This is a genomic window from Variovorax ginsengisoli (assembly GCF_030486595.1).
Lineage (GTDB): Bacteria > Pseudomonadota > Gammaproteobacteria > Burkholderiales > Burkholderiaceae_C > Variovorax > Variovorax ginsengisoli_B.
Genome location: NZ_JAUJZH010000015.1, coordinates 138,474 through 157,396, shown reverse-complemented (window position 1 = coordinate 157,396; position 18,923 = coordinate 138,474). Strand labels below are relative to the sequence as shown.

Annotated in this window: 22 protein-coding genes; 12 read left to right on the top strand and 10 right to left on the bottom strand. The window is 69.4% G+C overall.

Features of this window, described 5'->3' with window-relative positions; translation table 11 throughout:
- Window positions 1-18: 18 nt before the first annotated feature.
- Both QZH52_RS20925 and QZH52_RS20920 read right to left on the bottom strand, forming a co-directional pair.
- A complete protein-coding gene (locus QZH52_RS20925) occupies window positions 19-1,293 on the bottom strand; it encodes a c-type cytochrome (protein ID WP_301812519.1) in 1,275 nt (424 codons plus the stop codon).
- 8 nt (window positions 1,294-1,301) lie between these two features.
- Window positions 1,302-2,006, bottom strand: coding sequence for a c-type cytochrome (locus tag QZH52_RS20920; RefSeq protein ID WP_286536451.1), 705 nt, complete (start codon window positions 2,004-2,006; stop codon window positions 1,302-1,304).
- Between the two features lie 108 nt (window positions 2,007-2,114).
- Between QZH52_RS20920 and QZH52_RS20915 the strand changes: the two genes are divergently transcribed.
- Window positions 2,115-2,798: a DUF1345 domain-containing protein gene (locus tag QZH52_RS20915; RefSeq protein ID WP_301812518.1), complete on the top strand. Its 684-nt coding sequence runs from the start codon at window positions 2,115-2,117 to the stop codon at window positions 2,796-2,798.
- Between the two features lie 5 nt (window positions 2,799-2,803).
- On the opposite strand, the gene QZH52_RS20910 is transcribed toward QZH52_RS20915, so the two are convergent.
- The 3 genes from QZH52_RS20910 to QZH52_RS20900 are packed head-to-tail and all read right to left on the bottom strand — an operon-like array spanning window position 2,804 to window position 5,834.
- The gene (locus tag QZH52_RS20910; RefSeq protein ID WP_301812552.1) at window positions 2,804-3,730 is read right to left on the bottom strand and encodes a DMT family transporter; all 927 of its coding nucleotides are present in this window, start codon (window positions 3,728-3,730) and stop codon (window positions 2,804-2,806) included.
- 47 nt (window positions 3,731-3,777) lie between these two features.
- A complete protein-coding gene (locus QZH52_RS20905; RefSeq protein WP_301812517.1) occupies window positions 3,778-4,275 on the bottom strand; it encodes a methylated-DNA--[protein]-cysteine S-methyltransferase in 498 nt (165 codons plus the stop codon).
- Window positions 4,276-4,280: 5 nt separating this feature from the next.
- Entirely contained in the window at window positions 4,281-5,834 is a 1,554-nt protein-coding gene (locus QZH52_RS20900) for a DNA-3-methyladenine glycosylase 2 family protein (RefSeq protein WP_301812516.1), read from the bottom strand.
- 112 nt (window positions 5,835-5,946) lie between these two features.
- On the opposite strand from QZH52_RS20900, the gene QZH52_RS20895 reads away from it, so the two are divergent.
- From QZH52_RS20895 to vapC, 6 genes are all read left to right on the top strand, one after another.
- Window positions 5,947-7,329, top strand: a complete 1,383-nt coding sequence (locus tag QZH52_RS20895) for a phosphomannomutase/phosphoglucomutase (protein ID WP_301812515.1) — start codon at window positions 5,947-5,949, stop codon at window positions 7,327-7,329.
- Between the two features lie 13 nt (window positions 7,330-7,342).
- Complete coding sequence (locus QZH52_RS20890; protein WP_301812514.1) at window positions 7,343-8,698, top strand: 3-deoxy-D-manno-octulosonic acid transferase; 1,356 nt, start codon at window positions 7,343-7,345, stop codon at window positions 8,696-8,698.
- 145 nt (window positions 8,699-8,843) lie between these two features.
- The gene (locus QZH52_RS20885; protein WP_301812513.1) at window positions 8,844-9,278 is read left to right on the top strand and encodes an NUDIX hydrolase; all 435 of its coding nucleotides are present in this window, start codon (window positions 8,844-8,846) and stop codon (window positions 9,276-9,278) included.
- Between the two features lie 57 nt (window positions 9,279-9,335).
- On the top strand, window positions 9,336-9,725 hold the full coding sequence (locus QZH52_RS20880; RefSeq protein ID WP_301812512.1) for a VOC family protein: 390 nt from the start codon (window positions 9,336-9,338) through the stop codon (window positions 9,723-9,725).
- Between the two features lie 67 nt (window positions 9,726-9,792).
- On the top strand, window positions 9,793-10,023 hold the full coding sequence (locus QZH52_RS20875) for an antitoxin (RefSeq protein WP_301812511.1): 231 nt from the start codon (window positions 9,793-9,795) through the stop codon (window positions 10,021-10,023).
- Complete coding sequence (gene vapC, locus QZH52_RS20870) at window positions 10,023-10,436, top strand: type II toxin-antitoxin system tRNA(fMet)-specific endonuclease VapC (protein WP_301812510.1); 414 nt, start codon at window positions 10,023-10,025, stop codon at window positions 10,434-10,436. The genes QZH52_RS20875 and vapC overlap by 1 nt, the downstream gene beginning before the upstream one ends.
- 3 nt (window positions 10,437-10,439) lie before the next feature.
- On the opposite strand, the gene QZH52_RS20865 is transcribed toward vapC, so the two are convergent.
- Together QZH52_RS20865 and QZH52_RS20860 are read right to left on the bottom strand one after the other, a co-directional pair.
- On the bottom strand, window positions 10,440-10,649 hold the full coding sequence (locus tag QZH52_RS20865) for a hypothetical protein (RefSeq protein ID WP_286523014.1): 210 nt from the start codon (window positions 10,647-10,649) through the stop codon (window positions 10,440-10,442).
- A 56-nt stretch (window positions 10,650-10,705) separates the two neighbouring features.
- On the bottom strand, window positions 10,706-11,536 hold the full coding sequence (locus QZH52_RS20860; protein WP_301812509.1) for an isocitrate lyase/PEP mutase family protein: 831 nt from the start codon (window positions 11,534-11,536) through the stop codon (window positions 10,706-10,708).
- 174 nt (window positions 11,537-11,710) lie between these two features.
- Between QZH52_RS20860 and QZH52_RS20855 the strand changes: the two genes are divergently transcribed.
- The 5 genes from QZH52_RS20855 to QZH52_RS20835 are packed head-to-tail and all read left to right on the top strand — an operon-like array spanning window position 11,711 to window position 16,246.
- Complete coding sequence (locus QZH52_RS20855; RefSeq protein ID WP_286523011.1) at window positions 11,711-12,577, top strand: branched-chain amino acid ABC transporter permease; 867 nt, start codon at window positions 11,711-11,713, stop codon at window positions 12,575-12,577.
- Window positions 12,577-13,584 (top strand): branched-chain amino acid ABC transporter permease, encoded by a 1,008-nt coding sequence (locus QZH52_RS20850; protein WP_301812508.1) that lies wholly within the window; start codon window positions 12,577-12,579, stop codon window positions 13,582-13,584. The genes QZH52_RS20855 and QZH52_RS20850 overlap by 1 nt, the downstream gene beginning before the upstream one ends.
- Window positions 13,577-14,341: an ABC transporter ATP-binding protein gene (locus QZH52_RS20845; protein WP_301812507.1), complete on the top strand. Its 765-nt coding sequence runs from the start codon at window positions 13,577-13,579 to the stop codon at window positions 14,339-14,341. Before QZH52_RS20850 ends, QZH52_RS20845 begins: the two co-directional genes overlap by 8 nt.
- Window positions 14,328-15,035, top strand: coding sequence for an ABC transporter ATP-binding protein (locus tag QZH52_RS20840; protein WP_301812506.1), 708 nt, complete (start codon window positions 14,328-14,330; stop codon window positions 15,033-15,035). Before QZH52_RS20845 ends, QZH52_RS20840 begins: the two co-directional genes overlap by 14 nt.
- 47 nt (window positions 15,036-15,082) lie before the next feature.
- Entirely contained in the window at window positions 15,083-16,246 is a 1,164-nt protein-coding gene (locus QZH52_RS20835; protein WP_301812505.1) for an ABC transporter substrate-binding protein, read from the top strand.
- Window positions 16,247-16,264: 18 nt separating this feature from the next.
- On the opposite strand, the gene QZH52_RS20830 is transcribed toward QZH52_RS20835, so the two are convergent.
- The 3 genes from QZH52_RS20830 to QZH52_RS20820 are packed head-to-tail and all read right to left on the bottom strand — an operon-like array spanning window position 16,265 to window position 18,913.
- Entirely contained in the window at window positions 16,265-17,824 is a 1,560-nt protein-coding gene (locus tag QZH52_RS20830) for a TolC family outer membrane protein (RefSeq protein WP_301812504.1), read from the bottom strand.
- 50 nt (window positions 17,825-17,874) lie between these two features.
- Window positions 17,875-18,213, bottom strand: coding sequence for a rhodanese-like domain-containing protein (locus QZH52_RS20825; RefSeq protein WP_286523000.1), 339 nt, complete (start codon window positions 18,211-18,213; stop codon window positions 17,875-17,877).
- Window positions 18,214-18,226: 13 nt separating this feature from the next.
- Window positions 18,227-18,913, bottom strand: coding sequence for a protein-L-isoaspartate O-methyltransferase family protein (locus QZH52_RS20820; protein ID WP_301812503.1), 687 nt, complete (start codon window positions 18,911-18,913; stop codon window positions 18,227-18,229).
- Window positions 18,914-18,923 lie beyond the last annotated feature (10 nt).

Here is an 18,923-nt window from a genome sequence, read left to right as displayed (position 1 = left end):
GTCGCTTTCCGAGAGGGCTCAGCGGCGCATCATTTCGCGCGCGCCGACCGCCGGCGCGTCGTTGCCCCACGAGCCGCGCACGAAGGTCAGCACCGCGGCGACCTCGTCGTCGTCCAGCGCTTGGTTGAAGGGCGGCATGCCGTAGGGGCGTGGGTTGCCCGCGGTGGCCGGCAGGAAGCCGCCGTGGCGAACCACCTGGATCAGGTTGGCGGTCGATGCCATGAGCACGGCCCGGTTGCCGGCCAGCGGGGGATAGGCGCCCAGGGCGCCCTGGCCGACATCGCCGTGGCAGTAGGCGCAGCGCTGGTCGTAGATCTTGCCGCCGCGTTCCATCACGCGGGCATCGCGGCGGATGGGCGCGCCGCCCGCCGTTGCCGCCTCCGACGCCGGCAGCTCCTTCAGGTAGACGGCCATCGCCTGCAGATCCGCTTCGTCGAGGTACTGGGTGCTGCGGAAGACCACGTCGGCCATCGGCCCCATGACCGAGCCGCGCGGCGAGGTCCCGGTCTTGAGCAGCGCCACGATGTCGCGCGGATCCCAGTTGGCGACGCCGGCTTCGCGTTTCGAGGTGAGCGAGGGCGCATACCAGTTCTCGACCGGGATCAGCCCGCCAGAGAGGCCGAGCTTTTCTTCGGTTGCGCCGAGCACGTTGCGCGTGCCGTGGCAGGCGATGCAATGGCCCAGGCCCTCGACCAGGTAGGCGCCGCGGTTCCATTCGGCCGGCCGCGCCGGATCGGCGACGAAGCCGCCCGGCGTGAAGGACAGCGCCCGCCAGACCGCCAGCGCGGCCTGGGTGTCGTAGGGGAATCGCAGCTGGTGCGCCAGGTTGGGCGTCGGGGCGGGCGCGACGCTTCGGAGGTAGGCGAAGAGGGCGTCGGAATCCTCCCGCGTGACCCGTGTGAAGTTCGGGTAGGGGAAGGCGGGGTAGAGCAGGCGCCCGTCCTTCGAGCGGCCGTTGTGCATCGCGCGCCAGAAGTGCGCGGCATTCCAGCTGCCGATGCCGGCCTGGGGGTCGGGCGTGAGATTGCTCGAGAACACCGTGCCGAACGGCGTCTCGATGCCGACGCCGCCGGCATAGGCGGCGCCGCCGCGGGTCGTGTGGCAGCCGGCGCAGTTGCCGGCCAGGGCCAGGTAGCGGCCGCGCTCGACCTGCGCCGCGCTTGGCGTGACCGGGGCGGCGGCCATATCGGCGGGCAGCGGATCCTCGCCGCGCGTGTTGAGTGCCACCACGGCCACCACGCACAGCAGGGCGAGGCTCGCCAGGACGGCCAGCAGGATGAGGAGACGTCGCATGGCGGGCTTCATCGGTCCAGGGCGCTGCAAGGGATCGGCAGGGGGCCCGGGAGGGTGGCCGCCGGATGGCTGTCGGCCGGCACCGGCTGCAGCGCCAGCCAACTGGTCACGGCATTGATGTCGGCGGTCGTGAGTTTCCTGCCGACCTCGGCCATGCAATCGGGCGCCAGCGCGTGGCGGTCGTTGGTGAGCCAGGCGCCGAGCTGGGACGAAAGATAAAGGCGCGGCAGGCCGAGCAGGCCGGGGATGCCCGGCAGGACGCCGGTCAGTGCCTGGCCGTGGCATTGCGCGCAGGCCGGGATGCCGCGCGTCGCGTCGCCCTGGTAGGCCAGCGCCAGCCCGCGCGCCAGCATCGCGGGGGTGGCGTCGGTCGCGGCCGGCGTCGGCGGGTAGGGCAGGTCGAGCCCGGCGAAGTAGGCCGCGAGCTCGCGCAGGTAGGCGTCCGACAGGTGCTGCACCATGTGCGTCATGTCGGTGTTGAAACGGCGGCCGTCCCGAAAGCTGCGCAGTTGGTTGAACAGGTAGACCTCGGGCTTGCCCGACAGGCGCGGGAAATAGCCGTCGGCGCTGGCGCCCTCGCGGCCGTGGCAGGCGATGCAGGCCGCGGCCCGCTGGGCGATGGTGTCGGGAACCTGCATCGGGGGCGTGGCGGCGGATGCCGCCAGGCTCCAGGCGGCAAGCAGCAGGCTTTGCAGGAGGCGGGGGATTTTCATGCGTGGCGCTTTGATTCTCAGCCCCCGACTGTCGGCGATCGGCGCCCAAAAGAACAGGCTCAGTGCGACGCCAATCGATCGGATCAGTTGAGCCGCTACAGTCGGTGCATGCAATGGCGATACCTTCAGATGCCGGGGTGGCTGCGGCTGCTGTGCGGCGCCGCGGTGGGCGTGGCGGTCGGCTTCGGGCTCGGCCTGCTGCCGAAGCCGATCGATGGTGTCGCGCGAGGGCTGCTGGGCTGGTGCGTCGGGGCCGCGGCCTACCTGCTGCCCGCCTGGTGGCTGGCCGAGACCTGCGACCCCGATCGCACCCGCGCGCGGGCCCAGGCGCAGGACCAGCCCAGCGCCCTGATCCTGGCCATCATGGTGAGCGTGATCGGCGTCAGCATGGTGGTGATCGCCATGCTGCTGCAGAGCGTGCCGCAGCTGAGCGGCGCCCAGCGCGTCGGCCACATCGCGCTCGGCCTGGTGGCGCTGACCGGCTCGTGGCTGATGATCCATACGATCTACGCCTTTCACTACGCGCACCGCTACTACCAGGCGGAACTCACGCCGAAGCCGCAGGGGCCGGGCCTCAAGTTCCCGGGCAAGCTGCCCCCCGACTATTTCGACTTCCTCTATCACTCCTTCGTGGTCGGCATGACCTCGCAGGTGTCGGACGTGCAGGTGACCTCGCACGAGATGCGCCGCATCACGCTGGTGCACGGCGTGCTGTCGTTCGGCTTCAACATGCTGGTGCTGGCGCTGTCCATCAACGTCGTGGCCTCGTCGATGCAGGCCGGCGCGGGGTGACGCTGTCAACCGGCGGCCACGCGGCGACGGCCCAGCTTGACCAGTCCAGTCGATAGCGCGACGCCGCAGACGATCACCAGCGCGCAGACCAGCATCCACTGCGTGATCCGCTCGCCCAGGAACACCGCGCCGTAGAACAGCGCGAACACCGGCACCAGGAAGGTCACGGTCAGGGCGCGTGCCGGGCCGGCCCGCTCGATCAGCCGGAAGAACAGGACGTAGGCCAGGCCGGTGCAGGCCGTGCCGACCGCCACCAGCGCCAACCAGGCCTTGACGCTTGGCATCTGAGCCGGCCACAGCCAGGCGGCGGGCAGGGCCAGCGCCAGGGTGGCGCCGACCTGGCTGCCGGCGGCGGTCGCCATCACCGGCACGCCGCTCAGGTACTTGCGCGTCAGGTTGGCCGAGAAGGCATAGCAGATGCAGGCCGCGAGGCAGGCCGCGATGGCCCAGCGCGCGGCGCCCTCGTCGGCGCCGGAATGGAAGCCGGCGGTGCGGCCGGCCAGCATCGCCACCCCGGCGAAGCCGATCACCAAGCCGAGGATGCGCGAGCCGTCGGGCCGGTCCTTGAACCAGCCCCAGGCCACCAGCGCGCCGAACATCGGCACCGTGGCGTTGATGACCGCCGCCAGCCCGCTGTTGAGGGTCAGCAGTCCGAAGGCGAAGAAGGCGAAGGGCAGGCCGGAATTGAGGACGCCGATGCCGAGCGCGGGCTTCCAGTGCTGCTTGAAGGCCGGCCACTGGCCGCGCAGGAACATCAGCGGCAACAGGCATAGCATCGCGATACCGACCCGCACCGCGGCGGTCGGCAGCGCGCCGAACTCGGCCGCGCCGATGCGCATGAACAGGAACGATGCGCCCCACAGCGCGCCGAGCAGCAGCAGGTCGACCAGCCAGGCGCGGCTGGCGGTCGGGGGGCTGGTGGTCTGGGTGATCGTGGGAGTCGCCGCGGTCGTTCCGCCTGCCGTGCATTCGCCTTCGCTCACAAAGCCCTTTCCAGTTCCAGCAGCGCGGTCTTGCGCTCGAGCCCGCCAGCATAGCCGGTGAGCGAACCGTCGGCGCCGAGCACCCGGTGACAGGGCACGATGACGCTGATCGGGTTGCGCCCGACCGCCGCGCCGACCGCGCGCACCGCGGCCGGCTTGCCGACGCCGGCGCTCAGCGCGCCGTAGCTGGTGGTCTGGCCGGGCGGGATCGCGCGCAGCGCCTGCCACACCGACTGCTGGAAGGCGGTGCCGTGCGACAGGTCCAGCGGGAGCTCGAAATTGTCGCGGCGGCCGGCGAAATAGTCGTCGAGCTGGGCCGCGGCCTGACGCAGCGCCGGGTGGGCATCGTCGGTCACCCAGCCGCGGGTGTCGGGCCAGTGGCGCTGGTGGTCGAACCAGGCGCCGGCCAGGCCCTGGTCGGTGGCTGCCAGCGTGATGCCGCCGAGCGGGCTGTCGATGTGGGTGGTGTAAAGAGTCGATGTCTTGAACTTCATGGCAGTCAGGCGATGGCGCCGGTGCGGGTTCGGGGTTCTTCTGCGGGCGCAGCGGCTGCCGGGGCGGGCGTGGGGCGGTGCCAGGCGCGCAGCACGGCATAGCCGCGCCACGGCCGCCAGGCCTGGGAGGCGTCGGCCGCGGCGCGCGCCGAGTCGACGCCGAGGGCTTTCTGCAGCGCCACGTCGCCGGCCGGGAAAGCGTCGGGCCAGCGAAGCGCCCGCATCGCGATGTATTGCGCGGTCCAGTCGCCGATGCCCGGCAGCGCCTGCAGCGCCGCCAGCGTGGTCGGCACGTCGGCGCCGGCGTGGAGCGTGAGCCGGCCGGCGAGCATCTCTTGCGCCAGCGCGAGCAGCGCGGCCTGCCGCTGGCGCACGATGCCGAGCCGGCCGAGTGCGTCGCCGCTGGCGCCGGCGATGGCCGCCGCCGTGGGGAACAGGCGGTCGAGGCCGTCGATCGGCGTCGCGATCGGCTCGCCGAAGGCCTCGACCACGCGCGAGCCCAGCGTGCGCGCGGCAGCCACCGTGACTTGCTGCCCCAGCACCGCGCGCACCGCGAGTTCGAAGCCATCGACCGTGCCGGGGACGCGCAGTCCGTCGCCGTCGGGAAAGCAGGCGTGCAGCACGCTGTTGATCACCATCGGCTCGGCATCGAGGTCGAACAGCGCGCGGACCCGGGTGATGACCGTCGGCAGCACCGCGGCGAGCGACTCGCCGACCTGCAGCAGGACCTGCTCGCGCGCGGGGTCGAAGCGCAGCTGCAGCCAGCCCGCGTGGCTGCGGCCGCCCTGGGCGACGCGCAGGGTCCGCGCGAACTGCGGCTGGCCGGCGCGCTCGGTCATCTGCTCGACGCCGCGCAACGCCCGGCGGCCGAAAAAGCCGAGCATCGCCTCGCTGTCGCAGGGCGGCCGGTAGCCGAGCCGCACGCTGACCGAATCGCCTTCGCGCCCGCCGCTGGCGGCGCCGGCGCGGCGCAGGGCGCTCGGGTTCAGGCCGTAGTGGGCGACGAAGGCGGCGTTGAAGCGGCGCACGCTGGCAAAGCCGCTGGACATCGCCACCTGCGTCATCGGCAGGCGGGTGTCGGCGATCAGCTGCTTGGCGGCCAGCAGGCGGCGGGTCTGCAGGTATTGCAGCGGCGAGACGCCGAACTGGGTCTCGAAGATGCGGCGCAGGTGGCGATCGCTGACGCCGAGCCGGGCCGCGATGCGCGCGGCGCCCGGTCCGTCGTCGCTCCAGGCGTCAGGCTCGTCGATCAGGCGCGCGGCCTGCAGCGCCAGGATGCGCGAGGCGTCCTCGGTCGACCAGCTCGCGGCCCGCGGCGCCAGCTCGGGACGGCAGCGCAGGCAGGGCCTGAAGCCGGCCGCCTCGGCCTGCGCGGCATGCCTGAAGAAGCAGCAGTTCTCGCGTCGCGGCAGCTTGACCCGGCAGACCGGCCGGCAATAGACGCCGGTCGAGGTCACGCCGGTGAAGAAAGAACCGTCGAAGCGTGCATCGTGGGCCTTCATGGCCAGGTAGCAGGCATCGCTTTCGAGGCCGGCGGAAGAGGCGGGGGCGGCTGGCATGCGGTGATGATAGTGCTGCGCTTCCGCAAGAGTAGCCGTTTCCGGACATCTGGCTCGTTGGGGCCATGCCTACAATGTTCGACGTTTTAGGAACTTTCAGGGGATACCTTTCATGCAACTCAGCGCGTCGATCTTCAAGGCCTATGACATCCGCGGCGTCGTGCCCGCCACGCTCGACGCGGAGGTCGCCGAGGCCCTCGGCAGGGCCTTCGGCAGTGCGGCGCGCGCGGCCGGCGAGACGACGGTGGCGGTGGGCCGGGACGGACGCCTGTCGGGGCCGGCGCTGGCCCAGGCACTGATCCGCGGCCTGGTCGCCACGGGCATCGAAGTCATCGATGTCGGTGCGGTGACCACGCCGATGCTTTATTTCGCGGCCCATACGCTGTGCCGCAGCGGCATCCAGGTGACCGGCAGCCACAACCCGAAGGACTACAACGGCTTCAAGATGGTGCTGGCCGGCCGTGCCATCTATGGCGACGAGATCCAGGGCCTGCGCCAGGTCATGGAGGCGGGCAGCGCGGTACTGGCCGATGGCGGCAGGGTGCGCAAGGTCGACGTCACCGAGGCCTACACCCGGCGCATCGTGGGCGATATCAAGCTCGCGCGGCCGCTGAAGATCGTGGTCGATTCGGGCAACGGCATCGCCGGCGCGTCGGCACCGGCGATCCTGCGTGCCATCGGCTGCGAGGTCACCGAGTTGTTCAGCGAAGTCGACGGCAATTTCCCCAACCACCATCCCGACCCGAGCAAGCCAGAGAACCTCAAGGACCTGATCGCCGCGCTGAAGGCGGGAGACGCCGAGCTCGGCCTGGCCTTCGACGGCGACGGCGATCGCCTGGGCATCGTCACCAAGGACGGCAGCAACATCTACCCCGACCGCCAGATGATGCTGTTCGCGCAGGACGTGCTGTCGCGGGTGCCGGGCGGGACCATCGTCTACGACGTCAAGTGCTCGCAGCGCCTGGGCCCGGCGATCGCCGCCGCGGGCGGCCAGCCGCTGATCTACAAGACCGGCCACTCGCTGATCAAGGCCAAGATGAAAGAGATCGATTCGCCGCTGGGCGGCGAGATGAGCGGCCACATCTTCTTCAAGGAGCGCTGGTTCGGCTTCGACGACGGCACCTATGCCGGCTGCCGGCTGCTGGAGATCCTCAGCAAGAGCCCGAACGCGAGCGACGTGCTCAATGCGCTGGCGACCAGCTTCTCGACGCCCGAGCTCAACGTCGCCTGCGCCGAGGGCGAGCCGCATGCCGTGGTCGCCCAACTGGTCGAGAGCGCGAAGTTCGCGCCGCCGGCGCAGGTCTCGACCATCGACGGCGTGCGGGTCGACTGGCCCGACGGCTTCGGCCTGGTCCGGGCATCGAACACGACGCCGGTGCTGGTGCTGCGTTTCGAGGGCCAGACCGAGGCCGCGCTGCACCGCATCGAGGGCGAGATGCTGGCGCTGCTGCGCAGTGTCAAGCCCGACGCGAAGCTGGCCGAGGCCGCGCACTGAGGCCGGCCCGAGCGTGCGTTCGCTGCTGCTGCGCCTTTATGGCGCCTTCACCACCCTGGCCCAGCCGCTGGTGCGGCGCAAGCTGCGGCGCCGCGCCGCGGCCGAGCCCGGCTACGCGCACGCCGTCGAGGAGCGCTTCGGCCACTACGACGCCGAGGCCGTCGGCACCGGCTGGTGCTGGATCCACGCGGTGTCGCTGGGCGAGGCGCGGGCCGCCGGCATCCTGATCGAGGAACTGCGCCGCCAGTACCCGGGCATTCCGATCCTGCTCACCAACGGCACCGCCACCGGTCGCGAGGAGGCTGCCAAGCTGCTGCAGCCCGGTGACCTGCAGGTCTGGCAGCCCTGGGATTCGCCGGGCGCGGTGGCCCGCTTTCTCGATCGCTTCCGGCCGCGCATCGGCGTGCTGATGGAAACCGAGGTCTGGCCCGAGATGACCGCCGCCTGCACCGAACGCGGCATCCCGCTGGTGCTGGCCAATGCGCGCCTGAACGAGAAGTCGCTGGCCGGGGCCGAGCGGCTCGCCTGGCTGGCGCGGCCCGCCTACTCGGCGCTGGCCGCCGTGTGGGCCCAGACCGAGGCCGATTCGCATCGCCTGGTGTCGCTGGGCGCCAAGGTCGCGGGCGTCTACGGCAACCTCAAGTTCGACGCCACGCCGGACATGCGGCAGCTGGCCGCGGCGGCCAAGCTTCGCGGGCAGCTGCCCAAGCCGATCGTGGTCTTCGCAAGCTCGCGCGATGGCGAGGAGCGGCAGCTGCTCGAGGTACTCAAGCGCTTCGGCGCGCTGGCGCCGGTACCGCCCGAGCAGGAGGCCGTTCGTTCGATCGCCCGCCGCGTGCACGACGTGCAGTGGATGATCGTGCCGCGGCACCCGCAGCGCTTCGACGAAGTCGCGGCGCTGGTTGAGTCGCATGGCTTCGCGGTGGCGCGGCGCAGCGCCGCCGGCGCCCCGGCCGAGTCCGAGATCTGGCTCGGCGATTCGCTTGGCGAGATGGCGCTCTACTACGGCCTGGCCGATGTCGCGCTGCTTGGCGGCAGCTTCGAGGCGCTGGGCGGCCAGAACCTGATCGAGGCCGCGGCCTGCGGCTGCCCCGTCATCATGGGTCCGTCGACCTTCAACTTCGCGGAAGCGGCCGAGCTGTCGCTGGCGGCCGGTGCCTCGCAGCGGGTGCCCGACATGGAGCACGCCGTGACGGCGGCGCTCAAGCTGACCGAGAACCCCGAGCGCCGCGAGGCGATGTCGCAGGCCGCGCTGGCCTTCGCCAACGCGAACCGCGGGGCGGCCGAACGCACCGCCAGTGCGCTGCTGGCGATCGCGGAGGCGGCCTCGCCGGTGGGTGAGGAGCGGGCGGAGCCGCGGCTGGAGTAGGGCGCCGACGCGCCACGATCATGAATCTTTCGGCGCGGCGGGATTTTTCCGATGCGTTGACGGCGCCATCGAAGCGGCCTCCATGGCATTCTGTTGAAGGTGGCAGCGCGGCTGAATTGGGTCGCACCGACGGAACCTCAGCAAGATGACCATCGACTTTCACGGCGCAAAGATCGCCCTTCTCTTTGGCAAGGAACGCTTGCTGGCCTACCAGCGAGACGACAAGGCAGGCATTCCGTTTCCTGGCCGCTGGGACCTGCCGGGCGGCGGGCGTGAAGGCGACGAGTCGCCGGTCGAATGCGTATTGCGGGAGGTTGATGAAGAGTTCGGCCTGTCGCTGGCGCCCGAGGTCGTGCACTGGATGCGTGCGTACCCGAGCGAGCGTCGCCCGGGCGCAGCGAGCTACTTCATGGTGGGCGCGCTGACGCCTGAGCAGTGCGCCGTGATCCGCTTTGGCGAGGAGGGCCAGCAATGGGCATTGATGAAGGTCGAGGCCTTCCTGAATCACGCGAATGCGGTGCCCCACCTCCAGCGGCGACTGCGCGACTACCTCGATCAGGCCGGCGTGGTGAAATCCTGACTCCAACGCAGCGAGTCCTCATCGCTCGCCGCGATCAGCACCCCGCCGGACGCCGTCATGCGCATCGAACACATCGCCCTCTGGACCCAGGACCTCGAGCGTTTCAAGCGCTTCTACGTCGACTACTTCGGCGCCCTGGCGGGCAGCGGATATGTCAATCGGGCCAAGGGCTTCGCATCCTGCTTCCTGAGCTTCGGCGACGGTGCGCGGATCGAGGCGATGACGACCACCACGCTGAATCCGATGGTCATCGAGCCGGGCGCCCAGCGCATGGGCCTGACGCATTTCGCGGTGTCGCTGGGTTCCGAGGAAGCGGTCGACGAATTGACGCAACGCCTGAAGGCCGACGGCTATCCGGTGCTCGACGGGCCGCGCCGAACCGGCGACGGCTACTACGAGAGCGTGGTGCTGGATCCGGATGGCAACCGGGTGGAGATCACCGCCTGATTCGAGCTGGGCAATTGACAAGACTTCGCAAAAGTATATACTTTTTGTATATACAAAAGGAGCCCGCATGACCTATGCCCGTGTCTTCCAATCCGGCAACAGCCAGGCGGTGCGGTTGCCCAAGGAGTTCCGCTTCAACGCGGAGCAGGTGGAGATTTTTCGTCAGGGCAACGACGTCGTCTTGCGCGAGCGGCCCGTGAGCGCGGTCACGATCCTCGATGCTCTGGTCCGCATGCCGGCCGGTTTCATGGCCGGAGGCCGCGGTGACGGTCCACCCCAGGAACGCGAGACCTTCTGATGGCCATCCGCTTCCTGCTTGACACCAACATCTGCATCTACATTGCCAAGCACAATCCACCGGCCGTGCGGGCGCGCTTCGAGCAACTGGCGCCTGATGTGCTGGCCATGTCGGCCATCACCTTCGGTGAACTGCAAAACGGTGCCGAAAAGAGCCAGGCCCGCAGCAAGGCATTGGTGGCGTTGGAGCAACTGCAACACGCCATCCGGATCGCGCCGCTGACCGAAGCGGCGAGCCAGCACTACGGCGAAATTCGCAGCCGCCTCGAGCGCATCGGCCAGCCTATCGGCAACAACGACCTCTGGATCGCGGCGCATGCGCGCGCCGAAGGCTGGGTGCTCGTCACCAACAACGAGCGTGAGTTTCGCCGTGTGGAGGGGCTGTCGGTCGAGAACTGGTTGACAGCGCCCTGACCCTCAGCGCCCCGGAAGCTCGACCCGATGCGCCGGCGGCAACAGGTAGCCGTCGCGGTAGACCCCCTGGATCAGTCCGCTGACCCGGTCGTTCGAGCGGGCCGTGACGAACTCCCTTTCCGAGGTCTGGTAGACCACGATCGTGCAGGGGATGCGCTTGCTGAGCGTGCGGGCGACACCGGTCGCCTGGCTGGAGGTAGGGTAGGTGTTCATGAGAACCATATCGGCAGCGCATCTGAATGCTGAAGGGCTGCGCTGCCGTATCGATCTCAGGGGCCGCGACCCTTGAAGAACGCGTTCAACTCGTTCCCCGAAGCGGCCTCCGCGAAGCCGTCGAAGCGCCCCTCGTCGGCGAGGCCGCGCGCGGCCCGGATGAACCCGCCCCACGCCGCGCGCGCGAGTGCGCCGCCGACGCTGACCCGCCGCACACCCAGCGCCTCGATGTCCTTCATCGTCAGCTCGCTGCTCGAACCGACCAGCAGGTTGACCGGCTTCGGCGCCACCGCGGCGACCACGGCCGCGATCTGCTCGCGGGTGCGGATGCCCGGCGCATAGAGGCAGTCGGCGCCGGCCTCCGAATAGGCCTTCAGGCGTGCGATGGCGTCGTCCAGGTCGGGCCGGCCGGCGAAGAAGTTCTCGGCCCGCCCGACCAGCAGCACGTCGCCGCCGGCTTCGTCGATGGCGGCGCGGGCGGCGCGCATGCGCGCCACCGCAACATCGATGTCATACAGCGGATGCGCGGGATCGCCGGTCGAATCCTCGATCGACAGACCGGCCACGCCGGTGTCGATCGCCAGCCGGACGCTCTGCGCGACGCCTGTGGGATCGGCGGCAAAGCCGCTCTCGAAGTCGGCATTCACCGGCAGGTCGGTGGCCGCCACGATGGTGCGCAAGTGAGCCAGCACGGTCTCGCGCGACAGCGCGCCGTCGGGCCGCCCGAGCGACCAGGCGCAGCCCGAGCTGGTGGTGGCCAGGGCCTTGAAGCCGAGGCCTTCGAGGTAGCGCGCGCTGCCGATGTCCCAGGGGTTCGGGAGCACGAAGGAGCCCGCCGCGTGGAGCGAGCGGAAGTCGGCGCGTTTCTGAGCAACGGTGCGTGTCATGGGGGACCTCCAGGAGCCGCATTCTGCACCCTACCGCCCGGTAGGAGCGCGAGTCTCCAAGGCGACGCCGTCTCCGGAGAAACCTTAGTCGGCGCCGCCGCGCCTGCTTCCACAATGGCCCGGCGCGTTCGATGCAGCCGCGGCTGCATTGCCTGGGTCACACCGAGGAATCATGTGGAAATGTTCTTTCAGCAACTCCTGAACGGCCTGACCGTCGGGGGTGTCTACAGCCTGGTGGCGCTGGGCCTGACACTGGTCTACGGCATCCTGCACGTGCCGAACTTCGCCCATGGCGCGTTCTACATGGCGGGCGCCTTCGCGGGCTACTACCTGATGGCCAAGCTGGGCCTCAACTACTGGCTCGCGATGGCCGGCGCCGCCGCGATCGTGGCGGCGATCTCGATGCTGACGCAGCGGTTGGTGTTCCACCCGCTGCGCAACGCGCCCGAGCTGCACGACATGATTGCCGCCATCGGCGTGCTGCTGTTCCTCGAGGCCGGCGCCCAGGCGCTGTTCGGCGCCGACTTCCATCGCATGCCGACGCCCTACGGCCAGGTGGTCGAGGTCTTCGGGCTGACGGCGCCGCTGCAGCGGCTCCTGATCATCGCCGGCGCCTTCGGCCTGATGGTGCTGCTGCACCTGTTCCTGAACCATACGGTGATCGGCTCGACCATCATCGCGATGGCCCAGAACCGCGACGGCGCCGCCCTCGTGGGCATCGACGCCACGCGCGTGACCCTGCTGGTGTTCGCGATCTCGGGCGCGCTGGCGGCGGTCGCGGCGGTGCTCTATGCGCCCATCAACCTGGTCTACCCGGCGATGGGCAACCTGGTCATCACCAAGGCCTTTGTGATCATCATCCTGGGCGGCATGGGCAGTTTCCCGGGGGCGATCGTGGGCGGGCTGATCATCGGCATGGCCGAGAGCTTCGGCGGCTTCTACTTCTCGACCGACTACAAGGACATCATCGCCTTCGTGCTGCTGGTGGTGATCCTGTCGTTCCGCCCACAGGGCCTGTTCACCGCCAAGGGAGCGCGCTGATGAACTGGCTGCAAGGCAAGACCGGCTGGGCGCTGCTGGCCGCGGCGGCGCTGGTGTTCCCGCTGTTCGCGCAGAACAACTACCTGATCTCGGTGGCGACACAGGCCTTCATCATGGCCATCGCCGCGCTCGGGCTGAACCTGATCACCGGCTACACCGGGCAGTTCAACCTCGCGCACGGCGCCTTCATGGCGGTGGGGGCCTATACGGTCGGCATCCTCACGGTCGACCACCAGGTGCCGTTCTGGATCGCCTTCCTGGCGGCCGGCGTGGTGACCGCGGTGCTGGGCTACTTCATCGGCCTGCTGTCGCTGCGCCTGCGCGGCCACTACTTCTCGATCTTCACGCTGTGCGTGAGCTACATCATGTTCCTGCTGATCGAGAAGTGGGAAAGCCTGACCCACGGACCGGTCGGCATCATGGGCATCCCGGCGCCGACCGGCATCGGCCCGCTGCAGTTCGGAACGCCCCTGTCGCAGTACTACCTGGTGCTGGCCTTCCTGGTGCTCGGCCTGTGGATCATGGCGCGCATCGTGCGCTCGCTGCTGGGCCGCAGCTTCATGGCGGTGCGCAACAGCGACGACCTGGCCGAGGCGCTCGGCATCGACCTGATGCGCACCAAGACGCTGTCCTTCGTGCTGTCGGTGGTCTACGCCGGCTTCGCGGGCGCGCTCTATGCGGGACAGGTGCGCTTTCTCGGTCCCGACCTGGCGAGCGAGGCCGTGACCTTCGACCTCGTGATGTTCGTGCTGGTCGGCGGCATCGGCACCTTGCTGGGGCCGCTGCTCGGCACCTTCATCGTGACCTGGCTGACGCAGAGCCTGCAGTTCCTGCAGGACTACCGCATGGTGGTGTTCGGCCCGGTCCTGATCGCGTTGATCATCTTCCTGCCGGACGGCATCGTCGGCACCTGGCTCAAGCGGCGGGCCCAGCGCGCGGACGCGGCGCAGGCCGAGAAGGCGGCCACCCCGGGCGCCGCGGCGCAGGAGGCGCGAAACAATGCTTGAAATCGAATCGCTGACCAAGCAGTTCTTCGGCCTCACCGCGGTCGACGACATCTCGACGCGCTTCGAGCGCGGGCAGGTGAGCGCGATCATCGGGCCCAACGGCGCCGGCAAGACCACCTTCTTCAACCTCGTGGCCGGCACGCACAAGCCGAGTTCGGGGTGCATCCGCTTCAACGGGCAGGATGTCACCGGCCTCAGGCCCGACCACGTGGCCAAGCTCGGCATCGCGCGCACCTTCCAGACCACGCACCTGTTCGACAACGCCACCGTGCTCGACAACCTGATCGTCGGGCACCGCCTGCGCACCAGGTCGGGCCTGTGGGACGTGCTCGCCAACACCCGCCGGCTGCAGGAAGAAGAGCGGCTGTGCCGCGAGAAGGCGCGCGAGGCGCTCGACTTCGTCGGCCTGTCGCATGTGGCCCATCGCATTGCCGCCGACATCACGCAGGAGGAGCGCAAGCGCGTCGCCTTCGCGCTGGCGCTGGCGACCGACCCCGAGCTGCTGCTGCTCGACGAGCCGGCCGGCGGCGTAAACCCCGAAGAGACCGTGGGCCTCGCGGCCCTGATCCGCAAGCTGGTGGACCATGGCAAGACCGTCTGCCTGATCGAGCACAAGATGGACATGATCATGCGACTGGCCGACAAGATCGTCGTCCTGAACAACGGCGCCAAGATCGCCGAGGGCACGCCGGAGCAGATCCGCCGCGACCCGCAGGTGATCGAAGCCTACCTGGGAGCCGACCATGTTGCAGTTTGATGGCGTCGACCTGCACTACGGCAGCTTCCGCGCGCTCTCGGGCGTGACGCTGCATGCGGCGCCGGGCGAACTGGTGGTGCTGCTCGGCGCCAACGGCGCCGGCAAGACATCGATCTTCATGGCCGCCAGCGGCATCCACAAGCCGAGCGCCGGCAGCATCCGCTTCGGCGAGCGCGAACTGGTGGGCCAGCGGCCGGCCCAGATCGTCGCCTCCGGCCTGGTGCACTGCCCCGAGGGACGCAAGCTGTTTCCGATGATGTCGGTCAAGAAGAACCTCACGCTCGGCGCCTACGTGCACCGGCGCGATGCGGCCGGCATCCAGCGCTCGCTCGACGAGGTGTTCGCGCTGTTTCCGGTGCTGGCGCAGAAGCAGGACCATCCGGCCGGCTCGCTGTCGGGCGGCCAGCAGCAGATGGTGGCGATCGGCCGCGCCTTGCTCGGCCGGCCCAGGCTGCTGCTGCTCGACGAGCCCTCGCTCGGCCTCGCGCCGCTGATCGTCAAGCAGGTGTTCGAGGTCATCCAGCGCATCAACAAGGCCGGCACCACGGTGCTGCTGGCCGAGCAGAACGCCTATTCGGCCCTGGCGATCGCCGACCGCGCCTATGTCATCGAGCGCGGGCGCATCGCGCTCGAGGGTGACCGCGATTCGCTGCTGCACAACGAGGCGGTGCGTGCCGCCTATATCGGCGCCTGAGACCGCATTCTTTTCCTGCATCGTTCAAACCACCTGGAGACTCCCGCATGAGCATCAGAACAACAACCTTGCCTCTCGTCGCCGCGCTCGCCGCGGCCTTCGGCGCCAGCGCCGCCTTCGCACAGGAAACGGTCAAGATCGGCTTCACCGGCCCCTTGAGCGGCGGTGCTGCCCTCTACGGCAAGAACGTCGTCAACGGCATGGAGATGGCCATCAAGGAGATCAATGCCGCGGGCCTCGAGGTCGCCGGCAAGAAGGTCAAGCTCGAACTGGTGGCGCTCGACGACAAGTACGCGCCGGCCGAGGCGGCGATCAATGCGCGCCGCCTGGTGCAGCAGTACCAGAGCCCGGCGGTGTTCGTGCCGCACTCGGGCGGTATCTACGCGATGCAGGCCTTCAACGAGCAGGAGAAGTTCATCGTGATGGCGTACTCGAGCACGCCCAAGATCACCGAGACTGGCAACAAGCTCACCATCCGCATCCCGCCGACCTTCAACTCCTACATCGAGCCCTTCACCAGCTACGAGATGAAGAAGTTCGGCAAGAAGGTCGGCATGCTGCCGGGCGACCACGAGTACGCGAAGAACTGGACCCAGCTCTTCGGCCCGGCCTGGGAGAAGGCGGGCGGCACGATCGCCTCGAACAACCCGATGTCCTACAACCGCTCAGCCGACTTCTACAGCGGCGTGAGCCGGGTGCTGGCCGAGAAGCCCGACGTGCTGTTCGTCGGCGGCCCGTCGGAGCCGACCGCGCTGGTCGTCAAGCAGGCGCGCGAGCTGGGCTTCAAGGGCGGCTTCCTGATCATGGACCAGGCCAAGCTCGACGAGATGGCCAAGGTCACGGGTGGCCTGGCGCCGCTGGAAGGCTCGATCGGCGTGCTGCCGGTGTCCTATGACGAACGCCTCGGGCCCAAGACCTTCGCCGCCGCCTACCGCAAGGCCTACGGCGCCGACAAGGACCCGACCACCGAGTCTTCCTACAACTACACGCTGACGCACGCACTGGCCAGTGCGATGAAGCTCGCCGGCAGCACCACCGACGCGGCCGCGATCCGGGCCAAGATCGGCGAGGCGCTGACCAAGATGCCGAAGGAAACCAACGCCGGCGAATTCAAGGGTGTCGACGCGGTCGGCGGCACCATCGTCGATCCGCTGGTCGCCACGGTCGAAGGCGGCAAGATCAAGCCGGTCAACCTGAGCGAACTCAAGTAGGCCGGGGCCCGCGGCCTTTCAGCGGGTCGGCAGCTGCTCGATCACCGGCGGCGGGGGCGGCACCGGCATCGTCGGCGGCTGCGGATTGAAGGGCGGCGTGACCACCGGCGGCACCACCGGGGCGGCCGAGGTGCCCGGGCGCGGCAGCGAGGCCGGCGGCACCGGAACCGGGCTTTGGGTGGCGGCCGAGGGCTGGGTCGGCGACGCTTCGCTCTGGACGCTCGCGCGGCCGCCGATCGCCAGCGTGTCGTTGATGGCCTGCAGGTCGTCGGCGCTCAGCGTGCCGTTGGCCTGGCGCAGCTTCAGGTTGCCCACCAGCACGTTGTAGCGCGCCACCGCGAGGTCGCGCTTGGTCTGGAACAGCTGCGCCTGCGAGTTCAGGACGTCGATGTTGATGCGCACGCCCACCTGGTAGCCGAGTCGGTTGGCGTCGAGGGCGCTCTGGCTGGAGGCTTCGGCGGCTTCGAGCGCCTTCACCTGGCCGGCGCCCGAGATCAGTCCGAGGTAGGCCGAGCGGGTGGCCTGCGAAACGCTGCGGCGGGTCGCCTCCAGCGTCTGGCGCGAGTTCTCCTCGAGTGCCAGCGTCTCCTTGACCCGGTTCTCGGTCGCGAAGCCCGCGAACAGCGGCATGTTGAAGACCAGCGCGATGCTCGCGGCATTGACGCGTACCTTGCCGGTGGTTGTGCTGGTGGTGGTGCCGTTCGGGTTGTTCGTGACGTTGTAGCCCAGCTGCGCATCGAGCGTGGGCTTGTGGCCGGCCTGGGCCTTCTCGACCTCGAGCTTCGCGACCTCCAGACCCAGCCGTGCCTGGTCGATCGCGGGATGGATGTCGTCGGCCTGCGTGACCCAGGCGTTGATATCGGCCGGCTGGACCGGCGGCAGCGCCACCGGCGCGGCCAGCGGGATCGGCTGGGTGCCGGTGCGGCCGACCAGCTGGTCGAGCACGATCTTCTTGACCTGCAGGTCGTTCTCGGCCGCGATTTCCTGCGCCAGCACCAGGTCGTAGCGGGCCTGCGCCTCGCGCGTGTCGGTGATGGTCGAGGTGCCGACCTCGAAATTGCGCTTGGCCGAGGCCAGCTGCTCGGCCACGCCGATCTTCTGCGCCCGCACCAGCGCAAGGCTGTCCTGGCTCGACAGCACGTCGAAATACGCCTGGCTGACGCGCACCACGAGATCCTGCTCGGCGATCTTGAGGGTGTCCTCGGCAATGCCGAGCTGCCGCTTGCTCTGCTCCCAGACCGCCCAGTTGGCCGGCCGGTAGAGCGGCTGCGTGGCGTTGATGCCGGCGGCCTGTGTCGGGATGCCGCGGGTCAGCGACGCGTTGTCGGTCGAGAGCTCCTGGTGGGTGGCGGTGGCGTTGGCCGACAGCCCGACCGCCGGCAGGATGCCGGCCTTGGCCTGCGCTGCCCGCGCCAGATTGGCGTCGTACTGCGCCCGTGCACCCTGGTAGGTGGCGTCGAAGCCGCGCGCGGCATCGTAGAGTTCGATCAGGCTCTGGCCATGGGCCGGCAGCGCGATCGCCGCTGCGAACACGGTCGCGAGCGCTGCCGAAAGAGGAAGAGGCCTGGGCACGGGCATGAAGCGTCCTTGGGGATACGAAAATCGGGGAGGGCGGCGGCGCGGGCCGCTCAGTAGCGCGGCACGGAAGGGTCGTGCTGGGCCGACCAGGCATCGATGCCGCCGGCGATGTTCGCCACCTCGTCGAAACCGTTCTGGGCCAGGAAGGCGGCCACCCGCTGGCTGCGTGCGCCGTGGTGGCAGAGGCAGGCGATGCGCTGGCCCGGATCGAGTTCGCTGACGCGGGCCGGGATCTCGTTCATCGGGATCGTCGCCAGCGTGAAGCCCATCGGCGCCACGCTCGCGGTCTGCAGCTCCCAGGGTTCGCGCACGTCGAGCACCACCGGCCTCGCGTTCGGATTCCTGGCGAACCAGTCGGCAAGCTCGGTCGGGCGGATTTGATCGATCATGAAGGGCAGGGGGTCAGAAGTTGAAGCGCGAGGGCGCGGGGAAGTTCAGGAGCCGCGGCGCCACCGTGTCCCAGGGCTGCAGCACGTCCCACTTGCCTTCGCCGGTACGGGTCACGAAATGGGCGCGCATCATCGGTTCGTCGCCGACCACGGCCGCCAGCCGGCCGCCGATGTTCAGCGAGCCCAGCAGGCCCTGCGGGATGCGCGCCACCGAGCCGCTCAGCACGATGACGTCGAAGGTCGGGCCGCTGGCCAGCGGCGTGGCGCCATCGGCATGGCGCACCTCGACGTTCGTGACGCCGTTGCGGCGCAGGTTGGCGGCAGCGAAGGCGGCCAGGCCGGGGTCGATCTCCAGGCTCAGCACCTGGGCCGCGCGATGGGCCAGCAGGGCGGCCATGAAGCCGGAGCCGGCGCCGATCTCGAGCACGGTTTCGTGCTTCTTGACGTGCAGGTCCTGCAGCATGCGGGCCTCGACCTTGGGCGAGAGCATGCACTGGCCCGGCTCCCAGGCCGTGCTGACGCCCTCGAGGGGGATCTCCATGTCGAAGAAGGCCAGCGCACGGTGCGCCTCGGGCACGTAGTCCTCGCGCCGGATCTGGGCCAGCAGGTCGAGGATCTCGAGATCGAGCACGTCCCAGGGACGGATCTGCTGTTCGATCATGTTGAAGCGCAGGCGCTCGAGCGTGGGGGTGGGGTTCATGGGGTTTCTC